General features: G+C 65.1%; 18 protein-coding genes. 5 read left to right on the forward strand and 13 right to left on the reverse strand.

Features of this window, described 5'->3' with window-relative positions; genetic code table 11:
• Positions 1-8 precede the first annotated feature (8 nt).
• From FB466_RS07430 to FB466_RS07480, 11 genes are all read right to left on the reverse strand, one after another.
• On the reverse strand, positions 9-806 hold the full coding sequence (locus FB466_RS07430) for an ABC transporter ATP-binding protein (protein WP_170206060.1): 798 nt from the start codon (positions 804-806) through the stop codon (positions 9-11).
• Positions 803-1594, reverse strand: coding sequence for an ABC transporter ATP-binding protein (locus FB466_RS07435; RefSeq protein ID WP_141917288.1), 792 nt, complete (start codon positions 1592-1594; stop codon positions 803-805). The genes FB466_RS07430 and FB466_RS07435 overlap by 4 nt, the downstream gene beginning before the upstream one ends.
• Positions 1591-2529: an ABC transporter permease gene (locus FB466_RS07440; RefSeq protein WP_246054575.1), complete on the reverse strand. Its 939-nt coding sequence runs from the start codon at positions 2527-2529 to the stop codon at positions 1591-1593. The genes FB466_RS07435 and FB466_RS07440 overlap by 4 nt, the downstream gene beginning before the upstream one ends.
• Positions 2526-3491 (reverse strand): ABC transporter permease, encoded by a 966-nt coding sequence (locus FB466_RS07445; protein ID WP_141917290.1) that lies wholly within the window; start codon positions 3489-3491, stop codon positions 2526-2528. Before FB466_RS07445 ends, FB466_RS07440 begins: the two co-directional genes overlap by 4 nt.
• The gene (locus tag FB466_RS07450) at positions 3488-5077 is read right to left on the reverse strand and encodes an ABC transporter substrate-binding protein (RefSeq protein WP_141917292.1); all 1590 of its coding nucleotides are present in this window, start codon (positions 5075-5077) and stop codon (positions 3488-3490) included. The genes FB466_RS07445 and FB466_RS07450 overlap by 4 nt, the downstream gene beginning before the upstream one ends.
• Positions 5078-5229: 152 nt before the next feature.
• Positions 5230-5631, reverse strand: a complete 402-nt coding sequence (locus FB466_RS13475) for a hypothetical protein (RefSeq protein ID WP_170206061.1) — start codon at positions 5629-5631, stop codon at positions 5230-5232.
• Positions 5632-5692: 61 nt separating this feature from the next.
• A complete protein-coding gene (locus tag FB466_RS07460; RefSeq protein WP_141917906.1) occupies positions 5693-6457 on the reverse strand; it encodes an SDR family NAD(P)-dependent oxidoreductase in 765 nt (254 codons plus the stop codon).
• Positions 6457-7242 (reverse strand): SDR family NAD(P)-dependent oxidoreductase, encoded by a 786-nt coding sequence (locus FB466_RS07465; protein WP_141917294.1) that lies wholly within the window; start codon positions 7240-7242, stop codon positions 6457-6459. Before FB466_RS07465 ends, FB466_RS07460 begins: the two co-directional genes overlap by 1 nt.
• Positions 7239-8606, reverse strand: coding sequence for an MFS transporter (locus tag FB466_RS07470; protein WP_246054576.1), 1368 nt, complete (start codon positions 8604-8606; stop codon positions 7239-7241). The genes FB466_RS07465 and FB466_RS07470 overlap by 4 nt, the downstream gene beginning before the upstream one ends.
• A 35-nt stretch (positions 8607-8641) precedes the next feature.
• The gene (locus FB466_RS07475; RefSeq protein WP_141917296.1) at positions 8642-9520 is read right to left on the reverse strand and encodes a polysaccharide deacetylase family protein; all 879 of its coding nucleotides are present in this window, start codon (positions 9518-9520) and stop codon (positions 8642-8644) included.
• A 25-nt stretch (positions 9521-9545) separates the two neighbouring features.
• Positions 9546-10502 (reverse strand): asparaginase, encoded by a 957-nt coding sequence (locus FB466_RS07480; protein WP_141917298.1) that lies wholly within the window; start codon positions 10500-10502, stop codon positions 9546-9548.
• A gap of 181 nt (positions 10503-10683) precedes the next feature.
• Here FB466_RS07480 and FB466_RS07485 point away from each other — a divergent pair, with 181 nt between their 5' ends.
• Positions 10684-11685, forward strand: a complete 1002-nt coding sequence (locus FB466_RS07485) for a LacI family DNA-binding transcriptional regulator (RefSeq protein WP_141917299.1) — start codon at positions 10684-10686, stop codon at positions 11683-11685.
• A gap of 82 nt (positions 11686-11767) precedes the next feature.
• Here FB466_RS07485 and rsmI read toward each other — a convergent pair whose 3' ends face one another.
• Positions 11768-12583 (reverse strand): 16S rRNA (cytidine(1402)-2'-O)-methyltransferase, encoded by an 816-nt coding sequence (gene rsmI / locus FB466_RS07490; protein WP_141917301.1) that lies wholly within the window; start codon positions 12581-12583, stop codon positions 11768-11770.
• Between the two features lie 58 nt (positions 12584-12641).
• Here rsmI and FB466_RS07495 point away from each other — a divergent pair, with 58 nt between their 5' ends.
• From FB466_RS07495 to FB466_RS07510, 4 genes are all read left to right on the forward strand, one after another.
• A complete protein-coding gene (locus FB466_RS07495) occupies positions 12642-14318 on the forward strand; it encodes a dolichyl-phosphate-mannose--protein mannosyltransferase (RefSeq protein ID WP_141917303.1) in 1677 nt (558 codons plus the stop codon).
• Positions 14319-14404: 86 nt separating this feature from the next.
• A complete protein-coding gene (locus FB466_RS07500) occupies positions 14405-15700 on the forward strand; it encodes an O-acetylhomoserine aminocarboxypropyltransferase/cysteine synthase family protein (RefSeq protein ID WP_141917305.1) in 1296 nt (431 codons plus the stop codon).
• A complete protein-coding gene (locus FB466_RS07505) occupies positions 15697-16284 on the forward strand; it encodes a CoA-binding protein (protein WP_141917307.1) in 588 nt (195 codons plus the stop codon). Before FB466_RS07500 ends, FB466_RS07505 begins: the two co-directional genes overlap by 4 nt.
• Positions 16285-16352: 68 nt before the next feature.
• Positions 16353-17237: a sulfurtransferase gene (locus FB466_RS07510; RefSeq protein ID WP_170206062.1), complete on the forward strand. Its 885-nt coding sequence runs from the start codon at positions 16353-16355 to the stop codon at positions 17235-17237.
• 26 nt (positions 17238-17263) lie between these two features.
• Here FB466_RS07510 and FB466_RS07515 read toward each other — a convergent pair whose 3' ends face one another.
• Positions 17264-18820 (reverse strand): amino acid permease, encoded by a 1557-nt coding sequence (locus FB466_RS07515; RefSeq protein ID WP_211344786.1) that lies wholly within the window; start codon positions 18818-18820, stop codon positions 17264-17266.
• Positions 18821-18975: the final 155 nt, after the last annotated feature.

The raw sequence follows: 18975 nt of genomic DNA on the forward strand, positions 1-18975 counted from the left end.
GATGAGACCTAATCGTCGAAGGTGGGTACGGAGGCGAGAAGCTTACGGGTGTATGAGTGCTGGGGGTCGGCGAGGACACGCTCGACTCGGCCCGACTCCACCACGGAGCCGTCGGTCATCACGTAGACGGTGTCGCTCATTCCCTGCACCAGGCCGATATCGTGCGAGACAATCACGAGCGTGAGGTCGAGCTCATGGCGCAGCTGGGTGAGCAGGTCAAGCACCTGGGCCCGCACGGTGACGTCGAGAGCGCTCACCGGCTCATCCCCCACGAGCACACGGGGCTTATGCGCAATCGCGCGGGCGAGGGCGATGCGCTGACGCTGACCGCCGGAGAATTCGTTGGGGTAGCGCTCCACACTGTCGCGCGTCAGACCCACCTGGTCGAGCACCTCGGCGACCCGGTCCTGATGGTTACCCGGGATGTCGAGGGCGCGCAGGGGCTCCGCAATGATCTGACCGGCGGTCATCCGCGGATCGAGAGACGCGTAGGGATCTTGGAAGACGATGCCGCTCTCGCGGCGCAACCACAGCATCCGGCTGCGGGGTGTGCCGGTCACGAGTCGGCCGTCAAACGTGACGGTACCCCGCGTGGGGGTACCCAGACCGAGCAGGATGCGCACCAGGGTTGTCTTCCCCGAGCCGGATTCACCGATGACGGCCACCGACTCCCCCTCGTGCACCGTGAGCGAGACTTCCCGCAGCGCACTCCGCACCGGGCGGGGACCCCAGAGGGTAGCGCGGGGCAGACGGTAATCGCGGCAGATGCGATCGGCCACGATCAGCGGGGCGGCGGGATCGGTCACGGGCGGGCCTCCGGTCGTTTCCAGGCGGTCGCGTGAGCCGCCGCCACGAGGGCTCTGGTACTCGGATGCTGCGGGTTGCGCAACACCGACGTCACGCTCCCCTGCTCCACCACGCGCCCCCCGTCGAGCACGATCATCCGGTCGGCGATCTGCCGGAGCACCGCCAGGTCGTGCGTAATAAAGATGAGGCTCGTGCCACCCTCCTCGCTCAGCCGACGGAACAGGTCAAGGATCTCGGCCTGGACGGTCACATCAAGCGCCGTCGTGGGCTCGTCGGCAACGAGCAGATCGGGACCGGCCGCGATGGCCGCCGCGATGGCCGCACGCTGCCGCTGACCACCCGACACCTGATGCGGGTAGGCACGCACGATCGACTCTGGATTCGGCAGCCCCACGCGCGTGGCCAGGTCAATCGCCGCCTCCTGTGCCTGGGCACGGCTGAGGGTGTAGTGGATGCGCAGCGCCGCCGTCATCTGTGCGCCCAGCCGTCGCAGCGGGCTGAGTGCCGTCTGTGGCTCCTGGAACACGATGCCGATCTGATCACCGCGCACGGCCGCGAAGTCGCGGTCACGCAGGCCCACCAGCTCGCGATCCTGGTAGAGGATGCTGCCCGTCACGAGCGCCTCCTCCGGCAGCAGGCCGAGCAGGGCGAGCGCCGTCATCGACTTGCCCGATCCTGATTCGCCGATAATGCCGAAACGCTGGCCGTCGGGCACCGAAAAACTGATATCGTCCACCACCAGGGTGCCTCCGATACTGATCGACAGGCCACTCACCACCAGACTCATCGCGGACCCACCAGCGTTCGTAATTGACGCATCGCGCGGTTGGTACCGTCGTAGCGGGTGAGCTGCGGGTCAGTCACCTCACGCAGAGCGTCACCCAGCAGGTGAAAAGCGAGCACCGTGATGGTAACGGCCAGACCGGGCCACACGACGGCAAGCGGATAGGCGGTAACGTATTTCTGGGTTTCGGCGAGCATCCGCCCCCAGGAGGAGGACGCCGACGGTGCGCCGAAGCCCAGGAAGCTGAGACCGGCCTCGGCAAGAATCGACAACGCCGCGGTGAGCGACAGCTGCACAATAAACACGGGAGTTACGCCGGGCAGGATGTGTCGCCACAGGATACCGGGCTTACTCACCCCGCAGGCGCGCGCGGCACGCACAAAGTCGGAACCGGCCACCTGCCGAATCTCGGGGCGCAGCACCCGGGCAATGTTGACGCCGTTACTGATACCAACGGCGACGATCACCACCGCGGTCGATCCGCCGAAACTCGCCGCGAGCATCATCGCAATCAGGAGCGTGGGAAACGCGATCAGCACGTCGATCAGTACCGCAATGGGCTCGCGCACAACACGGTAGCTGAACGTGCCCACCACCGCGAGAACCGTGCCACACACCGCAGCGAGCGCCGTGGCGACGGTGGCGACAACGACCGTCACGCGCGCACCGAGCATCAGGCGGGAGAGGGTGTCTCTGCCCACGGCATCCGTACCTAAGAGGTGCGCCCCAGAGGGGGCGAGCCAGCGCGCGTAGGCATCGGCCGAGGATGGATTGTAGGGGGTCCAGACGAAGGATACGGCGGCCGCGAGGCAAACGATCGCGATAACACCGAGCGAGACGGCCCCCGTGGGGTGGCGCAGCAGGCGGATCACCCAACTACGGTGTCGCGGGGCGATGAACGGTGCCCGCTCCATCGGAGCGGCGGAGGGGCGACTCACGCGTCTCTCACCGCCTCGTTGTCGAGCTGGCGAGGATCAATGATGCGGTGGGTGATGTCGATCACGGTGCCCACGATGAGGATGATCGCCGTGATGACCAGCACCTCGCTCTGCACCTTGGACAGGTCACGGTTGCCCACATCAACCACAAGCATCCGGCCCACCCCCGGCAGGCTGAACAGCTGCTCGACCACAACAGCCCCGACCACGAGCGCGGCAATCTGGAGGCCGAGAATCGACACGAGCGAAAGTCCCACAACGGGCAGGCCGTGCGTGATGAGCGCCCGCGTTCGGGTGAGGCCGCGCGCGGCGGCCGTGCGCACGTGGTCGGCGCCGAGTGCGGACAGCGTGGCGCTGCGTACAAAGCGCAGCAGCACGGCACCCTCGATTAGGCCAATCGTGAGCGCGGGTAGCAGCAGCGAGCGGAAGGCCCGGCCCGGGTCAGCCCACCCCGCCACGGGGAACCCCTGTGAGGGGAGAATATCGAGCCAGCCGGAGAAGATAGCGATCATCATCAGGCCGGCCCACACAACGGGCACGGCGGCAGCCGTAATCGACAGCACCGTGATCGCGCGGCCCACAACGCGACGGTGCCAGAGCGCGGCAAGAATACCCAGCGGAAACGCGATCAGCCCCCCGATGAACAGAGACAGCGCCGCGAGCGGAAACGTGACCTGTAGCTTCTGGGTGAGCTCGGTGGCCACGGGGGTGCCCGTAACCACGGAGGTGCCCAGGTCGAGGCGAAACAGGCCAGCCAGCCACTCGCCGTACTGGGCGAGTAGCGGGCGGTCCAGCCCCAGGGAGGTGCGGATGGCGGCCACGCGTTCCGGCGTGGCCTGCGTCCCCGCAATTACCTGGGCAACATCACCCGGCAGGATGCGCAGGGTGAGAAAAATCATCGCGCTCGCCACCAGCAACCCGATAAAGAGGTTCAGGAGACGAACGACAAGAAATCGGGTCACTCAGTAACTGTAACGCCCGCGAGGTTGATTCGTGAGTTTGTCCCGGCCCGGGGGAAACCTGTCACGCGGTTGTTGATGGCGGATGTCGGGGTCCAGTTGTACAACCACTTGGCCGGCGCATCCTTCGCCACGAGCGTGGCAGCTTCCTGCAAGAGTTGGTCCTCCCGCTCGGGGCCGTCCGCGCGCAGCGACTTCTCGTAGAGGGCTGTAACCTCCGGATTGGTGTAGTTGAAGTAGTAGTCCGGGTTGGCGTAGTTACTGAAGTCGCGGGCTTCGGCGTGGTCAACGAAGCTGAGATCGTAGTCTTTGTTGGTGTAGACATCCTCAATCCACTTCGGGAACTCGACCTGGTTGAGCGTGAGCTTAACACCGACATCGGCCAGCTGCGAAACGAGCAACTCGGGCACGTCTGTATCGTAGCTATTGGACAGCGTGAGCGTCACCGTGAGGTTCTCCTGTCCGGCCTCCGCGAGCAGCTTTTTGGCGTTCTCCGGGTTATACCCGTTGACCGAGGTGAGGTCCACATAACCAGGCTCAAGGGAGGTGATGGGGCTGCCCAGCGGCTTACCCGTATTCTCAATGGCCGCGATCAGCGCATCCTCGTCAATCGCCTGACTGAAGGCCTCGCGCACGCGCGGGTCATCAAACGGCGCACGGCCGCTGTTATAGGCAAGCGTGAAGACATCGGTGCCCTCAGCGTTGACGAGAGTAAAGTTCTCCTGGCCCTCGTACTGGCTGAGCAGGTTGGGGAGCACAGCCGTGTGCACGTCGATATCGCCACTCAGGGCCGCATTGAGGGCGGCATTGCCATCCTTGATGTAGCGGAAAACGACGGATTTCAGCGTCGCCGCGTCGCCCCAATAGCTGTCAACCCGGGTCAGGGTCACGCTGTCGCCCTGCTTCCAGGTGCCGAGCGTGTAGGGACCGGTGCCATTGGTTGCCGTGGCGTAGTCGATTGTTGCGGCCTGCTCGTAGATGAGACCGGCACGGCCGGCGAGCAACCAGAGCAGCTGCGCGTTGGGTTGGGAGAGCATCACCACAACCGTGGAGCCGTCGGGAGCCGTCACCGACGCGATATCAGCGAGGTCGGCGTTGGCTTTAAAATCGGCATTCGTACGGGTCTCGTTGAGCGACCACGCGACATCCTCCGCGGTCAGGGCCGCCCCGCTGTGGAAGGTGACCCCGTCGTTGAGTGTGAAGGTGTAGGTGAGGCTATCCTCCGACACCTCGTACGACTCAGCGAGCACCGGCTGAATCGAGAGGTCGGAGGTCAGACCCACGAGCCCCTGGTACACATTGTCGATCAGCACCTGGTCGAGGGCAACACCCGCGGTCTTCCGAATGTCAAGATTCGTGGGTTCCAGGGTGAGGCCCACCGTGAGGGTGCCGTTGGGATCAACCTTTCCAGTGCCCGACCCCCGAGGATCGACGGCTCCCCGCGTCATCTGACCGAGCAGGAAAGCACCACCAAAGATGGCGAGAGCGGCGATAATCGCTATGCCGCCGATGATGATCTTGCGGTTGCTTCCCGTTTTTTTCTCGTAGGTCGGCTGGCCCGATCCGGCGGGCTTCTGCGGGTGGGACATTCAGTGATCCTCTCCAGGACAACGGTGTGTGGCGAGCCCGAATGACCCGGCTGCCCGTGTGGGGCACCGCGAGGGCGCTCTACAGAGGGTAGAGCACAAAGCCGGACCGGCGTCAATTATGCGTCCATTGATGACACAGTTCAACAGAATCGTTATATGAAAGCTGATTCAGAATCGGGGTGACCATCGTGTTCCCAATGCAGCTCCCGGGGCCGGGTCGCGGCGAACCAGAGCAGACAGTCAACAAGCTCCGCCGGTGAGAGGGATGCGGGGTCAGGGAACGGAATATCGACCCCCGAGTCCAGGGTAGAGGTGAGCACAACCCGCCCCAGGACGGCGGGCACCCGCCCCGCCGAGGGCACGGCCGACACAACCACGAGGGCGGCCTCCTCCAACGAGGAACAGACGCTCTGCCGCCCCGTCGCCCCCGTGACGAGCCACGAATCGCCACACGTCGAGAGCCGGAACCGCGGCGCGCAGCGCGCGGACAGTTCGCGGGTGACGCGGGCTTTGATGCCCCGGAGGGTCACATGAGCGCTCAGAGGCGAAATCACGGACCCTCCGGGGCATCCTCCACACACGGTTTTTCCTGTTCGATAGATCGGTTGGGGTCGGCTACGGCATCACGTCGCCGCTGTTGGGGCCGAGCGTCTGGCCCGTGTACAGGTTACCGCCCGGGTCGCTCGCGAGCAGCAGCGCGGTAGGAGCGACCTCGTCCGCGTAACCGAAGCGTCCGAGGGGCAGCTCGGCCTGCTTCGCTGCCTTCCACTCGGCAGAGAGCCCCTCCACGAGCGGGGTAAAGATGGGCCCCGGCGCGATCACGTTGGCCAGCACACCGTGCGGGGCCAGCTCAAGCGCGAGCGACTTGGTGAAACCGATCACACCAGCTTTGGCCGCGGCGTAGTGGGTGAGCCCCACCCCGCCCTTGATGCCCAGTTGAGAAGCGATGTTGATGATCCGGCCACCGCCACCGGCCACCATCACGGGTGCGGCCCAGCGGCAGGAGGTGAAGATCCCTGTCAGATCGACCGCGATCGTGCGGTCGAACGTCTCCGCGCTCATCTCCAGCAGGGGCGTCTCGTCGAGGATACCCGCACTGTTGACGAGAACCTGGATGCCACCGTGCGTGGCAACGACGGCATCCATCACCGCCCGCACCGCCTCCGAGTCGGTCACGTCAACGGCGTGCGCCGAGACGGTGGCTCCGGCCGCCTCGCAGCGCGCACTGGTCTCTGCGAGGCGCTCGGTAGAGAGATCGCACAGCGCGAGGGCGGCCCCCTCGGCGGCGAAGAGCACGGCAATGGCCTGGCCAATACCGCTCGCGGCCCCCGTCACCACGGCGACCTTCCCGGCGAGCTGGCCCGCGTTCTGCGCACTCATCAGCTCGGCCACCGAATCGACAATCCGCCATCGGCGATGATCGCCTGGCCGGTGATGTACGCGGAATCGGCACTCGTCAAGAAGCGGAGCACGCGCGCCGCCTCGTCCACGTTCCCCACCCGGCCGAGGGGGATACCCGCTCCGGCCGCATCGAGTCCTTCCTTACCGAGCGAGTTCTTCGCGTCGAGCGACTGTGGGCTCTCGATCAGACCGGGGATCACGGTGTTCACCCGGATGCCGCGCGGAGCGAGCTCCACAGCCAGCGAGCGACACAGCCCCAGCAGGCCCGATTTAGCCGCCGCGTAGTGCGAGTGATCCTCCCACCCGTAGACGCCACCGGCGATGGAGGAGGTGGCCACCATGGCCCCGCCCTGCGTCATCCGGGCCGAGCACGAGCGGAAGACCCGCATCACGCCCGTGAGGTCAACGGCCATCATGTCATCCCACGCCTCGTCGGTCATCTCCGCGAGGGAGTTTCGCCGCAGGATACCCGCCGCCGCAACCGCAATGTCCAGCCGGCCGAAGCTGTCAATCGCCGCCTGGGCGAGGGCCTCGGTCTGCTCGTAGTCACGAACGTCAACGGGAACCGTGACGCACCGGCCACCGGCCGCACGGACGAGCTCTTCAGTCTCGGTTTTTGAGTGTGGGTCGCCCGCATAGTAACCAATCACACTGTGCGCACCGGCGCGGGCGTAGGCCACGGCCAGGGCCTGACCGATACCGCTCGCACCGCCCGAGATCACGGCTACCCGGCCCGACAGCTGGTCGTCACGTTGGGTACTCATGCGGCGTCCTCCTGTGCCTTCTTGTGGTCGCCCATCCGGTTGGTGGTACGCGTGCCGAGCATACACAGGCCCGAGGCAAACAGGCCCAGCGAGCCGGTGAAGAATGCGGCCCACATCATGTCAACACCGGCGAGCAGGAACGCGCCAAGGAAGAACGAACCGGCGATACCGCCGACAGGGGCCATCACATGTGCCACGTTGGTGCCCATACCGCGCACGTGGGCCGGGAAGGACTCACCCATGTGGAAGAGCAACGCCGCGTAGGGTCCGGTGAGGAAGAACAGCGTGAGGGCGTAGAACGAGATCACAAACGTGGCATCGCTCGGACCGAACAGCATAATCATCGAGGAGAGGCCGCCCAGCACCCAGCCGAGCGTGACCGTGAGCTTGCGACCCAGGCGGTCACCCACCCAGCCGTGCGCCAGATAACCGAGGAAGCCCACCGCGTTGGCGGCCACCAGAATCAGCAGGGCGTTGTCGAAGGACACGGCCTTCGCCTCCACCAGCACCGTGGTGCCGAGCACCGAGAACACCTGAATGGCCACCCAGTTGAAGAACCAGGCCAGGGACAGGAAGATCGTGTTCTTGCGCAGCTCCTTGGTGAAGACATCCTTCACACCGGTCTTGTAGTGGCTGGCCTCCTCCAGGTCGTGCTCGGCGGCCAGGGCAGTGGCTCCGTCAACGTCGCCAGCCTCACGGCGGCGGCGCACCTCCTTCATCGCGGCAAATGTGGGCGACTCGGGCAGGCGTGAGGCGAGGGCAACGACGATGAGTGAGAGCACGGCGGCAAACACGAAGCTCCAGCGCCAGCCGATAATCGGCAGCAGGATGGCCGAGAGACCGGCCGAGAGAAGAGCACCAACGGGCCAGCCCGACTGCACAAGGCTAAACATGAAGCCGCGGCTCTTGGCCTTCTTGTAGATCTCGTTCAGATAGACGGCGTTGACCACCTCTTCAGACATCGAGAAGCCGGAGAAGGCGCGCACGATGATGAGGCTCACGGCACCGATCACGGCACCGGTAAGACCGGAGGCGACCGCACCACCGATCATGAGCAGGATAAGCGCGCGCTTACGACCCAAGCGGTCAAGAATGGTGCCCACCACGAGGGAGACGATGAAGACGCCCACCGTTGCAAACGTGTTGATCATGGTGGCTTCGCCGGAGCTCCAGCCGAAGTCGTCGGCGATCACGGGAAGCAGGGTGCCAAAGAGCGTGTAGTCATACACGGAGGCGACCCAGGCGATGAAGCAGATGATCGACACCTGGGTGATGGTCTTCTTGGTAATGGGGGTATTCCAGGGCTCCGTTGGCGGAGTCGCGGACTGTTTCTGGGCGTCCGTCATCGCGGAAGGTGTGGTCATGAGAAAAGTTCCTTGTGTTAAGCGAGGTCCGCGGCCTAGCGCGGGAACCTCTGGTCGAAATCGCGAGCGATGTCTGTCATGGTGGCGAATTCCACGCCGTCGTGGCCGCTCATGTGCTCGATCAAACGCTCGATCATGAGGAGGTTCTGCGGGCGTCCGGAGACGTCCGGGTGGATAGTGATGGGGAAGACCGCGTAGTCCATCTCGCGGTAGACCCAGTCGAACTGGTCTTTCCACATCTGCTCGATGTCGCGCGGGCTGACGAAGCCGTGGCTGTTCGCCGAGCCCTTGATGAACATCATGGGCGGCAGATCGTCGAGGTACCAGTTGGCCGGAATCTCGATGAGGTTGGTCTCCTCACCGCGGACCAGGGGCTTCATCCACTCCGCGGCGGTGGCCGCATCGTAGTTGATCTTGGTCCAGCTATCGCCAACCCGGACCCGGTAGGGGGTGAAGTCGTTGTGCATCAGCGAGTGGTCGTAGAGGAAGCCGCGCTCCAGCAGGATCTCGTTGGTCACGTTTGAGAACTCCCACCACGGGGCCACATACCCCTCGGGACGCACCCCCGTCTTCTGCACAAAGAGGTCAATGCAGTAGTCGAGCACCTCGGTCTCCTGCTCGCGGGTCATCGCGAGCGGGTTCTCGTGGCTGTACCCGTGGACACCCACCTCGTGACCGGCGGCAACCGTGGCGTCAAACTGCTCGGGGAAGGTCTCGATGGAGTGACCGGGCCAAAACCAGGTGGTGGGCAGGTCGCGGTCGGTCATGAGTTTGAGCAGTCGGGGTACCCCGACCTCACCGGCAAAGAGGCCACGGGAAATATCCCCGGGCGAGTCTTCGCCGCCGTAGGAACCGAGCCAGCCGCCCACGGCATCGACATCTATTCCAATGCTGACATAAATCTTCTTTGACATGTTGCCTCCTAAGTGATGCATTTAGTTAGAGCTGCCGGGCAAATCGCTCGGCAAACGCCGCGCCGTGGTAACCCTGTGAGACCAGTAGAGCAGCGAGGATTCGGGATTGATAGGGGTTGAGATCCCCCGAGGGAACAGCACCGGCCGCGACCAGGTCGATGCCGCCGCCGTTGCCGTAGGTGGGCACAACCGGCCCCCACGGCACTCGGGTGGAGAGGATGATGGGCCGCGTGGACGCGGAGATGGCCTCGGCGAAGCCCGGTCCGGCGTTGCCCACACCGGTCCCCGCGATGATAACCGCGGAGGCCCGGTCGAGGGCCGCGGTGAGGAGTACCGGTTCGGCTCCCGGGTAGGTGCTCACGACATCCACAACCGTCGTATCAAAAGCCTCGGTGGGCGCATCAAGGGGGAGCCGGTGGATGGTGGATGCCGTCGCCACGAGACGCCCGCCAGCAAAGTGCCCCACCTCGGTGCCTCCGGTGAAGGGGGCCGCCGCGACGGTGTGGCTCTTGCGCGCACCGCGGGCCGTGCGCACCGTGCCGCTGAACGCGATGAGTGCCCCGAGGCCCCTCATGCTCGGGTCGGCGGCCACCGCGATGGCCTCGGCGATGTTGCCGGGGCCATCGGGTGCGTCGGAGTCGGCCGTGCGCTGTGCGCCCGTGACAACGACCGGTTTGGCCGAGGAGTGCACGAGGTCGAGCAGGAAGGCGGTCTCTTCGAGGGTGTCGGTGCCGTGGGTCACGACGATTCCGTCAACCTCCGGGTTGCGGGCCGATTCGGCCACGGCCTGCGCGATGAGCCGGAGGTCTTTGAGCGTGAGCTGGTAGCTGCCCACCGTGAGAATGTCTCGGTGGGATACGACGTGGTCGCCGCCCAGGTGGGCGAGCAGTTCGGCAGCGCTGGCCTCCGCGACGGCTCCCGCCGTCCCGCGCGAACGGGAGGCAATGGTTCCACCGGTGCCCAGAACTTCGATGTGTGCCACGGTGTAACTACTCCTTTGTAAAACCTGCGTTTACCTGTCATCACCAGATCGGGGACAGGGTTACGCAAACGTATGCCGCAAACGTTTGTGTGCTGATGTGTGTTGATACTATGTCAAGGATGTTGTTCACGCAACACGACTCACTTCCCCGTTTTCGTGCCGTTACGAACTGGAGTTTTACATGGACGTCACCGAGCCCGTCACCCTCAAAACCCTCGCGGGCGAACTCGGGCTCAACGTCTCAACCGTGTCGCGCGTCATCAACGCCGAGCCGGGGACGGAGGCCAAGTGGGCGTCCCCCGCCACAATCCGCCGCATCCAGGAACTGGCACACGAGCGCGGCTACGCGCGCAACCCGCACGCGGCCTCGCTGCGCACCTCCCGTTCCGACCTCGTGGGCGTGATCGTGCCACGCCTCCAGGACTACGTGCTCGCAACCATCTACGAGGGCATCGACGCTGCGGCCGAGGCCAGCGGCCGGGTGACGGTTGTCGCCAACTCCCTCGACGACCCGGCCCGCCAGCGCCTGCGCACCGAGTCGCTGCTGGCCCGACGGGTTGACGGCCTCATCTTCGGTGACGCACACCAAGACTCCCCCTACCTGGACGAACTCGCCGCCCGCGGCGTGCCGCTCACCCTGGTCAGTCGGCGACGCGCCGGGCACGTATCCGTCACCTGCGACGACATCGCGGGCGGGCGACTCGCGGCAACACACCTCGTGTCCACCGGGCGGCGGCGCTTCGCCGTCATCGCGGGCGCCCGCTACGCCTCCACCACGCTCGACCGGGTGGGCGGGTTCCTCGCCGTGCTCGCCGAGCACGGCATTGGCGAATCGGAGGTGGACCTCCACTACACCGGCTTTGACGCCCCCGCAGGTCAGCGCGCAATCGCCGATATCCTCGGCACCGACACCCGACCCGAGGCGGTCTTTGCCGTCAACGACTTCGCCGCAATCGGCGCAATCGGTGCGCTTCAGAAGCGGGGTATCTCGGTACCCGACGACATCGCGGTCGTCGGCTACAACGACACCCCCATCGCCCAGGCGGTCAACCTCACGACGGTGCGCTCCCCCATGATCGAGATGGGTCGGCTCGGCTTCGACAAGCTGCTCGCCTTGATCGACAAAGAAGCGGTGGACAGCGAGCGGCTAACACCGGAGTTTGTTGTGCGCTCAACCGCGTAAACCCCGCGACTCAGACCCCGCAGCCAGATACCCTCGTGTCGGCCCCAGCTACTCACTCAGGCCACACAACAGACCCCGTGGGCTACCGCTGAGCCAGAGCCGCTTGGTAGAGGTCACGTTTACCGTGGCCTGTGACCTCCGAGACCTCCGCCGCCGCGTCTTTCAGCCGGGCACCGGCGGCAACAAGATCGCGGACCTGGGCGAGCGCGTCCTCCGCGCTCACGGCCCGCCGCTGGGCACCCTGAACGACGACACAGATCTCACCGCGCACCCCCCCAGCGGCCCACTCGGCAAGTTCGGCCGCGCCACCACGGCGCACCTCCTCGTACATTTTGGTGAGCTCCCGGCACACCGCCACCCGGCGCTCATCCCCCCACACGGCGGCCATATCGGCGAGCGAGGCGGCCAGACGGGCGGGCGACTCAAAGAAGACCATGGTGCGACGCTCCCCAGCCAACTCACGCATCAGCGACCTCCTCTCACCGGATTTTCGGGGCAGGAAACCCTCAAAAGTAAAGCGGTCGGTGGGCAACCCAGACACGGCGAGCGCGGTAATCACGGCGCTCGGCCCCGGTAGCGCGGTCACGCGCACACCCTTCTCGGCGGCGAGAGCCACCAGATGATAGCCGGGGTCGGAAACGGTGGGCATCCCCGCGTCACTCATCACCACGATGTCCGCCTCGGCGGCTTCCGCCACCAGCTCCACCGAGCGGGAGCGCTCATTGTGGTCGTGCAGGCTGATCAGGCGCGGACGGTTCTCGATGTTCAGAGCCCGCAGCAGATGCGCCGTGGTGCGGGTGTCCTCGGAAGCAATGGTCGCCGCCGCCTCCAGTGTGTCGCGGAGACGTTGGGAGACGTCGCCGAGATTTCCGATGGGCGTTGCGGCAAGAATAATCACGTGTTCAGCGTACGTGACGGTGGCCGAATCCGAACATCCCGCGAGATAGCATGGCAGGGTGACCCAGCCGACCCCACCGCCCGTGGCCCACACACCGAGGCAACCGCCGCCGTCCTGGGTGTCCCGCACCGCGGAGGCCGCCGCCGGCTGGTGGAAAAACGGAACCTGGCGTTTCACCCCCCGCGCCGCCCGCCGCCTCCAGTGGTCGGCCATCGCCGCTGTCACCCTCCTGGCCGCCGCCGTGCGCCTGTGGAACCTGGGGCACCCGGGAGTGCTCGTCTTTGACGAGATCTACTACGTGCGCGACTCCTACAGCCAGCTACTCAATGGGTTCCCCACCAAGTGGGCTGAGGGCCTGGGCATGAACTTCGGCCCGAACGAGATCACCCAGAGCCTCCCCACCGCCTCATACGTCGTACACCCACCGCTCGGCAAATGGCTGATTGGCCTCGGGATGCTCGTCTGCGACGCCGACAACGGCTGGGGCTGGCGGATGTCCACGGCTGTCGCCGGAACGCTCGCGGTGCTGCTCGTCACGGTTCTGGGCCGTCGGCTCTTCCGCTCGACCCTGATCGGGGTGATTGCCGGATTCCTCATGGCCATTGACGGGCTGGCCATCGTCATGTCGCGGGTGAGCCTGCTCGACAACTTCCTGATGCTCGCCGCGCTACTGGGAGCGTACTTCGTCCTGCTCGATCGCGACCAGAACGACCGGGTCTGGCAGCGCTGGCTCAGGGCCACCCCGCACCGCGGTGATTACGGCCCCGTGCTGTGGCGTCGGCCGTGGCTCCTCGCGGCAAGCATCACGTTTGGTCTCGCGGCAGGGATCAAGTGGTCGGGGCTTTATGTACTGGCCGGGTTCGGGCTGTACCTGGTCATCCGCGATATGTATCAGCGCAGGAAGGCTGGGCTCGTCGGCTGGTTCAGCGCGGGTGTACTCACCCAGGGGCTCGTCTCATTTGCACTCCTCGTGCCGCTGGCTCTGGCGTCCTACCTGGCAACCTGGACGGGCTGGCTGCTCACCTCGACCGGGTGGAACCGGGGCTGGGCCGCCGAGGCGGGTAACGCCGCAACGGGGTTCTTCTCCTGGGTGCCGCACTGGGCACAGAGCCTCTGGCACTACCACACGACCATGTACCAGTGGCACTCAACGCTGAACGCACCGCACCCCTACATGGCCCATCCACTCACCTGGCCGCTCGCCCTGCGACCCACGAGCATGTACTACGAGTCATTTGAGTACGGTCAGGACGGATGCACGATATCCAAGTGCAGCGAGGCGATCACCTCGCTGCCCAACCCGCTCATCTGGTGGGGCGGGCTCCTGGCTCTCGGCTTCCTGGCCTATCTGCTCGTGCGATATCGGGATGGCGTGGCCGGTTTCATCCTGGTCGGCGCGCTCAGCGGGTACCTACCCTGGCTACTCACCCCGAGTCGCAGCGCCGTGTTCCAGTTCTACACAATCGCTTACGCCCCCTTTGTCTACCTGGCCCTCGCCTACGCGGTGGGATGGATCCTGGGCTACTGGCGTTTGGATCAGGGCTACGGGAAGTTTTTCGGCACGATCTCGCGTCGGCACCCCCTGCCCAGAATCACGACCCCCAACCTGACGGTTGTGGCGATCTTCCTCGTGACGGCCCTCGCGGTCAGCATCTACTTTTACCCGCTGTGGACGGGGACCCGCATCTCGTTCACCTTCTGGCAGCTGCACATCTGGCTGCCGGGGTGGAGCTAGCGACCGCCTCCTTCCCCGCCCGCTCTCCTTGCACTTTGTTACACCGCGGTGCGGCGCACCCCACGCCCGGCGATAGTCTGTGGGGCATGGCAGATCGCGAATATGGATTCAACACCCGCGCCATCCACGCGGGCAACATCCCAGACCCCATCACCGGCGCCCGCGCCCTCCCCATCTACCAGACAAGCGCCTTTGTCTTCGATGACACCGCCGATGCCGCGGCCCGCTTCGCCCTGCAAAAATACGGAAACGTCTACTCCCGCCTCTCCAACCCCACCGTGGCGAGCTTCGAGGAGCGCATCGCGAGCCTGGAGGGCGGCCTCGGTGCCGTCGCCACCGCGAGCGGACTCAGCGCACAGTACATCACTTTTGCCTCCCTCGCCGGGCAGGGCGACCACATCGTGGCCTCCGCCAACCTGTACGGCGGCTCAATCACACAGCTTGACGTAACCCTGCGCCGCTTCGGCGTCAGCACCACGTTTGTGCAGTCGAGCGACCCGGCCGACTACGCCGCCGCGATCACCGACACAACCAAACTCATCTTCGCCGAATCCATCGCCAACCCCTCGGGCGAGATCGCCGATATTGAGGGTCTGGCCGAGGTTGCCCACGCCGCGGGCCTGCCCCTCATCATTGACGCCACCCTCGCGACCCCGTACCTGAACCGGCCCATCGAGTGGGGGGCCGATGTGGTCATCCATTCGGCCACCAAGTTCCTCGGCGGGCACGGCTCCACCCTCGGCGGCGTTGTCGTCGAGTCGGGCCGGTTCAACTGGCACAGTGAACGTTTCCCACTCTTCGACGAGACCGTACCCAGCTACGGCGGGCTCAAGTGGTCGGGAAACTTTGGCGAGTACGCGTTCCTCACCCGGCTGCGCGCCGAGCAGCTGCGGGATATCGGGCCCACCCTGGCCCCGCACTCCGCCTTCCTGCTCGCCCAGGGCGTTGAAACCCTGCCCTACCGCATCCAGGCGCACGTCAACAACGCCCGAGTGGTGGCCGAGTGGCTGGATGCCGACGAGCGGATCGAGTCGGTCAGCTGGGCGGGCCTGCCCGCGCATCCACACCACGACCGGGCCCAGAAGTACTTCCCGAAGGGTCCCGGCTCGGTGTTCAGCTTTACCGTGAAAGGCGGGCGGGATGTGGGCCGCCGACTGATCGAGAACGTGAACCTGGCCAGCCACCTCGCCAACATCGGGGATGCCAAGACCCTCATCATCCACCCCGCCTCCACCACACACGCACAGCTCACCGAGCAGCAGCTCGTGGATGCCGGCGTGGGTGCGGGCACCATCCGCCTGAGCGTGGGTATCGAGGATGTTGCCGACATCATCTACGATCTTGACCAGGCACTCACCATCGCCGTAGAGGAGTCCCGATGAGCACCACCGACACTACGCCCGCCGATACGGTCACCACTCACCTCGCTAACGGTCTCAGCTGTGAGCTACCGGCCGATTCCCCTCTCGCCAAGCTGCTCGCATCACAACGCACCTGGACCGGGCCGAGCGCCAAGGATCGCCTGGGCATCTTGCGCGCCGCGAAGTCCGTTGCCATCGTGGGGGCCTCGCCCAACCCGGCGCGATCAAGCTACTTCGTGGGCACCTACCTGCAACAATCAAGCGACTACCGGGTGTACTTCGTGAACCCCAACGCCGACACCATCCTCGGCGAGAGGGCCTACGACGATCTGGCCTCGCTGCCCGAGGTGCCGGATATTGTGGTCGTGTTCCGACGCGGCAGCGACATCCCGAGCGTGATTGATGACGTGGTTGCCGTGGGCAGCCCCGTGATCTGGGTACAGCTCGGCATCTGGAACGAGGAGGCCGCGTACGACGGCGAGAAGAAGGGGCTCACCGTGGTGATGGATCGCTGCATCAAGATTGAGCACGCCCGCTTCCACGGCGGCCTGCATCTGCTCGGCTTCGACACCGGGCAGATCACGGCGCGCAAGACGCTGCGGTAGCACCGGTCTGTTACCCCCGATTGCACGCGTCCCCACCCGTCGGCACACCCATCGGTAGCATGGAAGGCATGTCTCCCACACTTCCCGAGAACCCTGATTCCCCGCTCGTTTCTGCCCAGTGGGTCTATGACCACCTGGGGGCGGATGGCCTGGTCATCCTGGATGCCACGGCGTTTCTCCTCGACGGACCGGGTGGGCACCCCGCCTACGTGAGCGGTGATGAGGAGTATCTCGTGGGCGGGCATCTCCCCGGCGCGATCTTTGCCGACGTGATCACCGAGTTCTCTGACCCCGCCGGACCGTTTCCCTTCACCCGGCCGAGCGCCGAGCGCTTCGCCACCGCCGCCGGTGCGCTCGGTATCAGCAACGAGACCTCGGTGGTGGTGTACGACGGTAGCTTTGGTCACTTCGCCAGCCGCGTGTGGTGGCTGTTCCGCGCGTTTGGCTACGACCGGGTGGTGGTGCTGGATGGCGGGCTGACCGCCTGGCAGGCCGCTGGGTTTCCCCTCGAGGTGGGCCATGTTGAGCCCACACCCCGCACCTTCGTGGCCCGCGAACGCACCGAGCTGTGGGTGGATAAATCCTTCGTGGAGGGCGTCATCGCCGGCACCGAGTCGGCCGCGCTCGTCTGCGGCCTACCACCCCGCGAGTTCACGGGCGAAACCACGGCCGTTTCGCGGGCTGGGCATATCCCGGGCAGCGTGAGCGCGCCGGTCGTGCGGCTCCTCGACCGGTCCACCAAGACGTTCCTCAACCGGGAGGCGCTGGCCGAACGCCTCGGCGAGGCAACCACCGCCAAGCGCGTGGTCGTCTACTGCAGTGCCGGACTCGCGGCGGCGGCGGATGCCCTCGCCCTCACCGTCCTCGGGCACACCGGTGTGGCGCTCTACGACGGCTCACTCGCGGAGTGGGCGGCCGACGCCGCCGCACCACTCGTCACGACAGCGGGTTAGACCGGCTCTTCCCGACGAAACGCCCCTTAGCGGCCGGTCTTCGTGCTGCCTGGACGCTCCGGGAGTACGGGAAGGACACCGGTGTGGCCCTCGCGCAGGCTCGCGATCTCCGCAATTCGCTTGCGGGACAGGAACCAGCCACCGATCAGCAGCGGCACGATGATGATGAGGGTGCCCGTGGTATAGGTGCCCACGGGGTAGTCGAAGGCCATCAGCACCACAACCGAGGCTAAAAAGGCGAGCGTGAGGTACGACGTGAAGGGTGCCCCAAAGAGCCGGAAGCTTGACGGTTGAGCTCGGCCCTCCTTCACCCACCGGCGCAGTCGCATCTGACAGAGAATGATCATCCCCCACGCGGCGATGATACCGAGCGAGGCCACATTCAGGACGATCTCGAAGGCTTCATCCGGCATAATCGCGTTGACCGCAACCCCCGCAAGGGCAACAACCCCGGTCAGTAGGATGCCGCCGTAGGGCACGCCGCTCTTGTTCATGGCCCCGGTGAATCGGGGTGAGGCTCCATTAATAGACATGGAGCGCAGAATACGGCCGGTGGAGTAAAGCCCCGCATTAAGACTGGATAGGGCCGCGGTGAGCACCACAAAATTCATGATGTTGCCCGCAATCCCACCCACCTCGGCTCCACCGATGCTGGCGAAGAAGGTGACGAACGGGCTCTCGTCTTTGCTGTAGGCCGTGTAGGGCAGCAGGAGGGAGAGCAGCAGCACCGAGCCCACGTAAAACACCATGATGCGCACGATCACCATATTGACGGCCCGGGGCATAATCTTCTCGGGGTTCGCCGTCTCACCGGCGGCGGTTCCCACGAGCTCGATCGCGGCGTAGGCAAACACAACCCCCTGAACCACGAGCACGGTGGGCAGCAGACCTTCGGGAAAGAATCCGCCATTATTGGCAAGAACGTGCAGGCCGGGGACACCCTCGCTCGTGGGAAATTGGAAGGCCAGAAAAACGGCACCGATGATGAGGAATGCGATAAGCGCCGTCACCTTGATAATTGCAAACCAGAATTCCATCTCACCGAAGACCTTGACCGAGACCAGGTTAAGGAGCACCACAATTGTCAGCGCGATAAGCGCCAACAACCACTGAGGGACATCCGTAAAAGCCGACCAGAACTTGACGTAGAGCGCCACGGCCGTAATGTCAACGATGGCCGTCATTGCCCAGAACAAAAAGTACATCCAGCCGGCGACAAAGGCGGCCTTCTCGCCGAGAAACTCACGGGCATAGGACACAAACGAGCCAGAGGACGGCCGATGGAGCACCAACTCCCCCAGCGCACGCAGGATGAGGAACGCAAAAAAACCACAGATCGCGTACACGAAAACGAGCGACGGTCCTGCCGAGGCGAGACGCCCGCCCGCGCCAAGGAAGAGTCCGGTACCGATCGCGCCGCCGATGGCAATCATCTGCAACTGGCGGGCCTTGAGCGTCTTGTGATACCCGACCTGCTCACTCGAAAAGTCTTGAACGGCCGACATCTCGTCACCGAGACGTTCGCGCGCGTTTTCGAGTTCACCTGCCTGGTCATGCTCTGGCACGGGGGAATACTCTGGCATGAAGTTCTCGCTTTCACCGGCGAAACAAAAAAGTGTGTGTCTAACGACCCAGCTTAGTCAGCCGCTATCCACCATCGCGCACATTGACGGAAATCTCTCTGACTCATCCAAAAAACGGCACCTTCCGGCTGGACATTTTTATTGACATTGTCCCC

The organism is Klugiella xanthotipulae (genome assembly GCF_006716695.1).
GTDB classification, from domain to species: domain Bacteria; phylum Actinomycetota; class Actinomycetes; order Actinomycetales; family Microbacteriaceae; genus Klugiella; species Klugiella xanthotipulae.

Bases quoted from the DNA above. Each gene is read 5' to 3' on its own strand.
- FB466_RS07460 (WP_141917906.1), bottom strand. From the start codon at position 6,457: ATGAGTGCGCAGAACGCGGGCCAGCTCGCCGGGAAGGTCGCCGTGGTG.
- FB466_RS07505 (WP_141917307.1), top strand. From the start codon at position 15,697: ATGAGCACCACCGACACTACGCCCGCCGATACGGTCACCACTCACCTC.
- FB466_RS07450 (WP_141917292.1), bottom strand. From the start codon at position 5,077: ATGTCCCACCCGCAGAAGCCCGCCGGATCGGGCCAGCCGACCTACGAG.
- FB466_RS07485 (WP_141917299.1), top strand. From the start codon at position 10,684: ATGGACGTCACCGAGCCCGTCACCCTCAAAACCCTCGCGGGCGAACTC.
- FB466_RS07500 (WP_141917305.1), top strand. From the start codon at position 14,405: ATGGCAGATCGCGAATATGGATTCAACACCCGCGCCATCCACGCGGGC.
- FB466_RS07435 (WP_141917288.1), bottom strand. From the start codon at position 1,594: ATGAGTCTGGTGGTGAGTGGCCTGTCGATCAGTATCGGAGGCACCCTG.
- FB466_RS07470 (WP_246054576.1), bottom strand. From the start codon at position 8,606: ATGACCACACCTTCCGCGATGACGGACGCCCAGAAACAGTCCGCGACT.
- FB466_RS07465 (WP_141917294.1), bottom strand. From the start codon at position 7,242: ATGAGTACCCAACGTGACGACCAGCTGTCGGGCCGGGTAGCCGTGATC.
- FB466_RS07510 (WP_170206062.1), top strand. From the start codon at position 16,353: ATGTCTCCCACACTTCCCGAGAACCCTGATTCCCCGCTCGTTTCTGCC.
- FB466_RS07475 (WP_141917296.1), bottom strand. From the start codon at position 9,520: ATGTCAAAGAAGATTTATGTCAGCATTGGAATAGATGTCGATGCCGTG.
- FB466_RS07515 (WP_211344786.1), bottom strand. From the start codon at position 18,820: ATGCCAGAGTATTCCCCCGTGCCAGAGCATGACCAGGCAGGTGAACTC.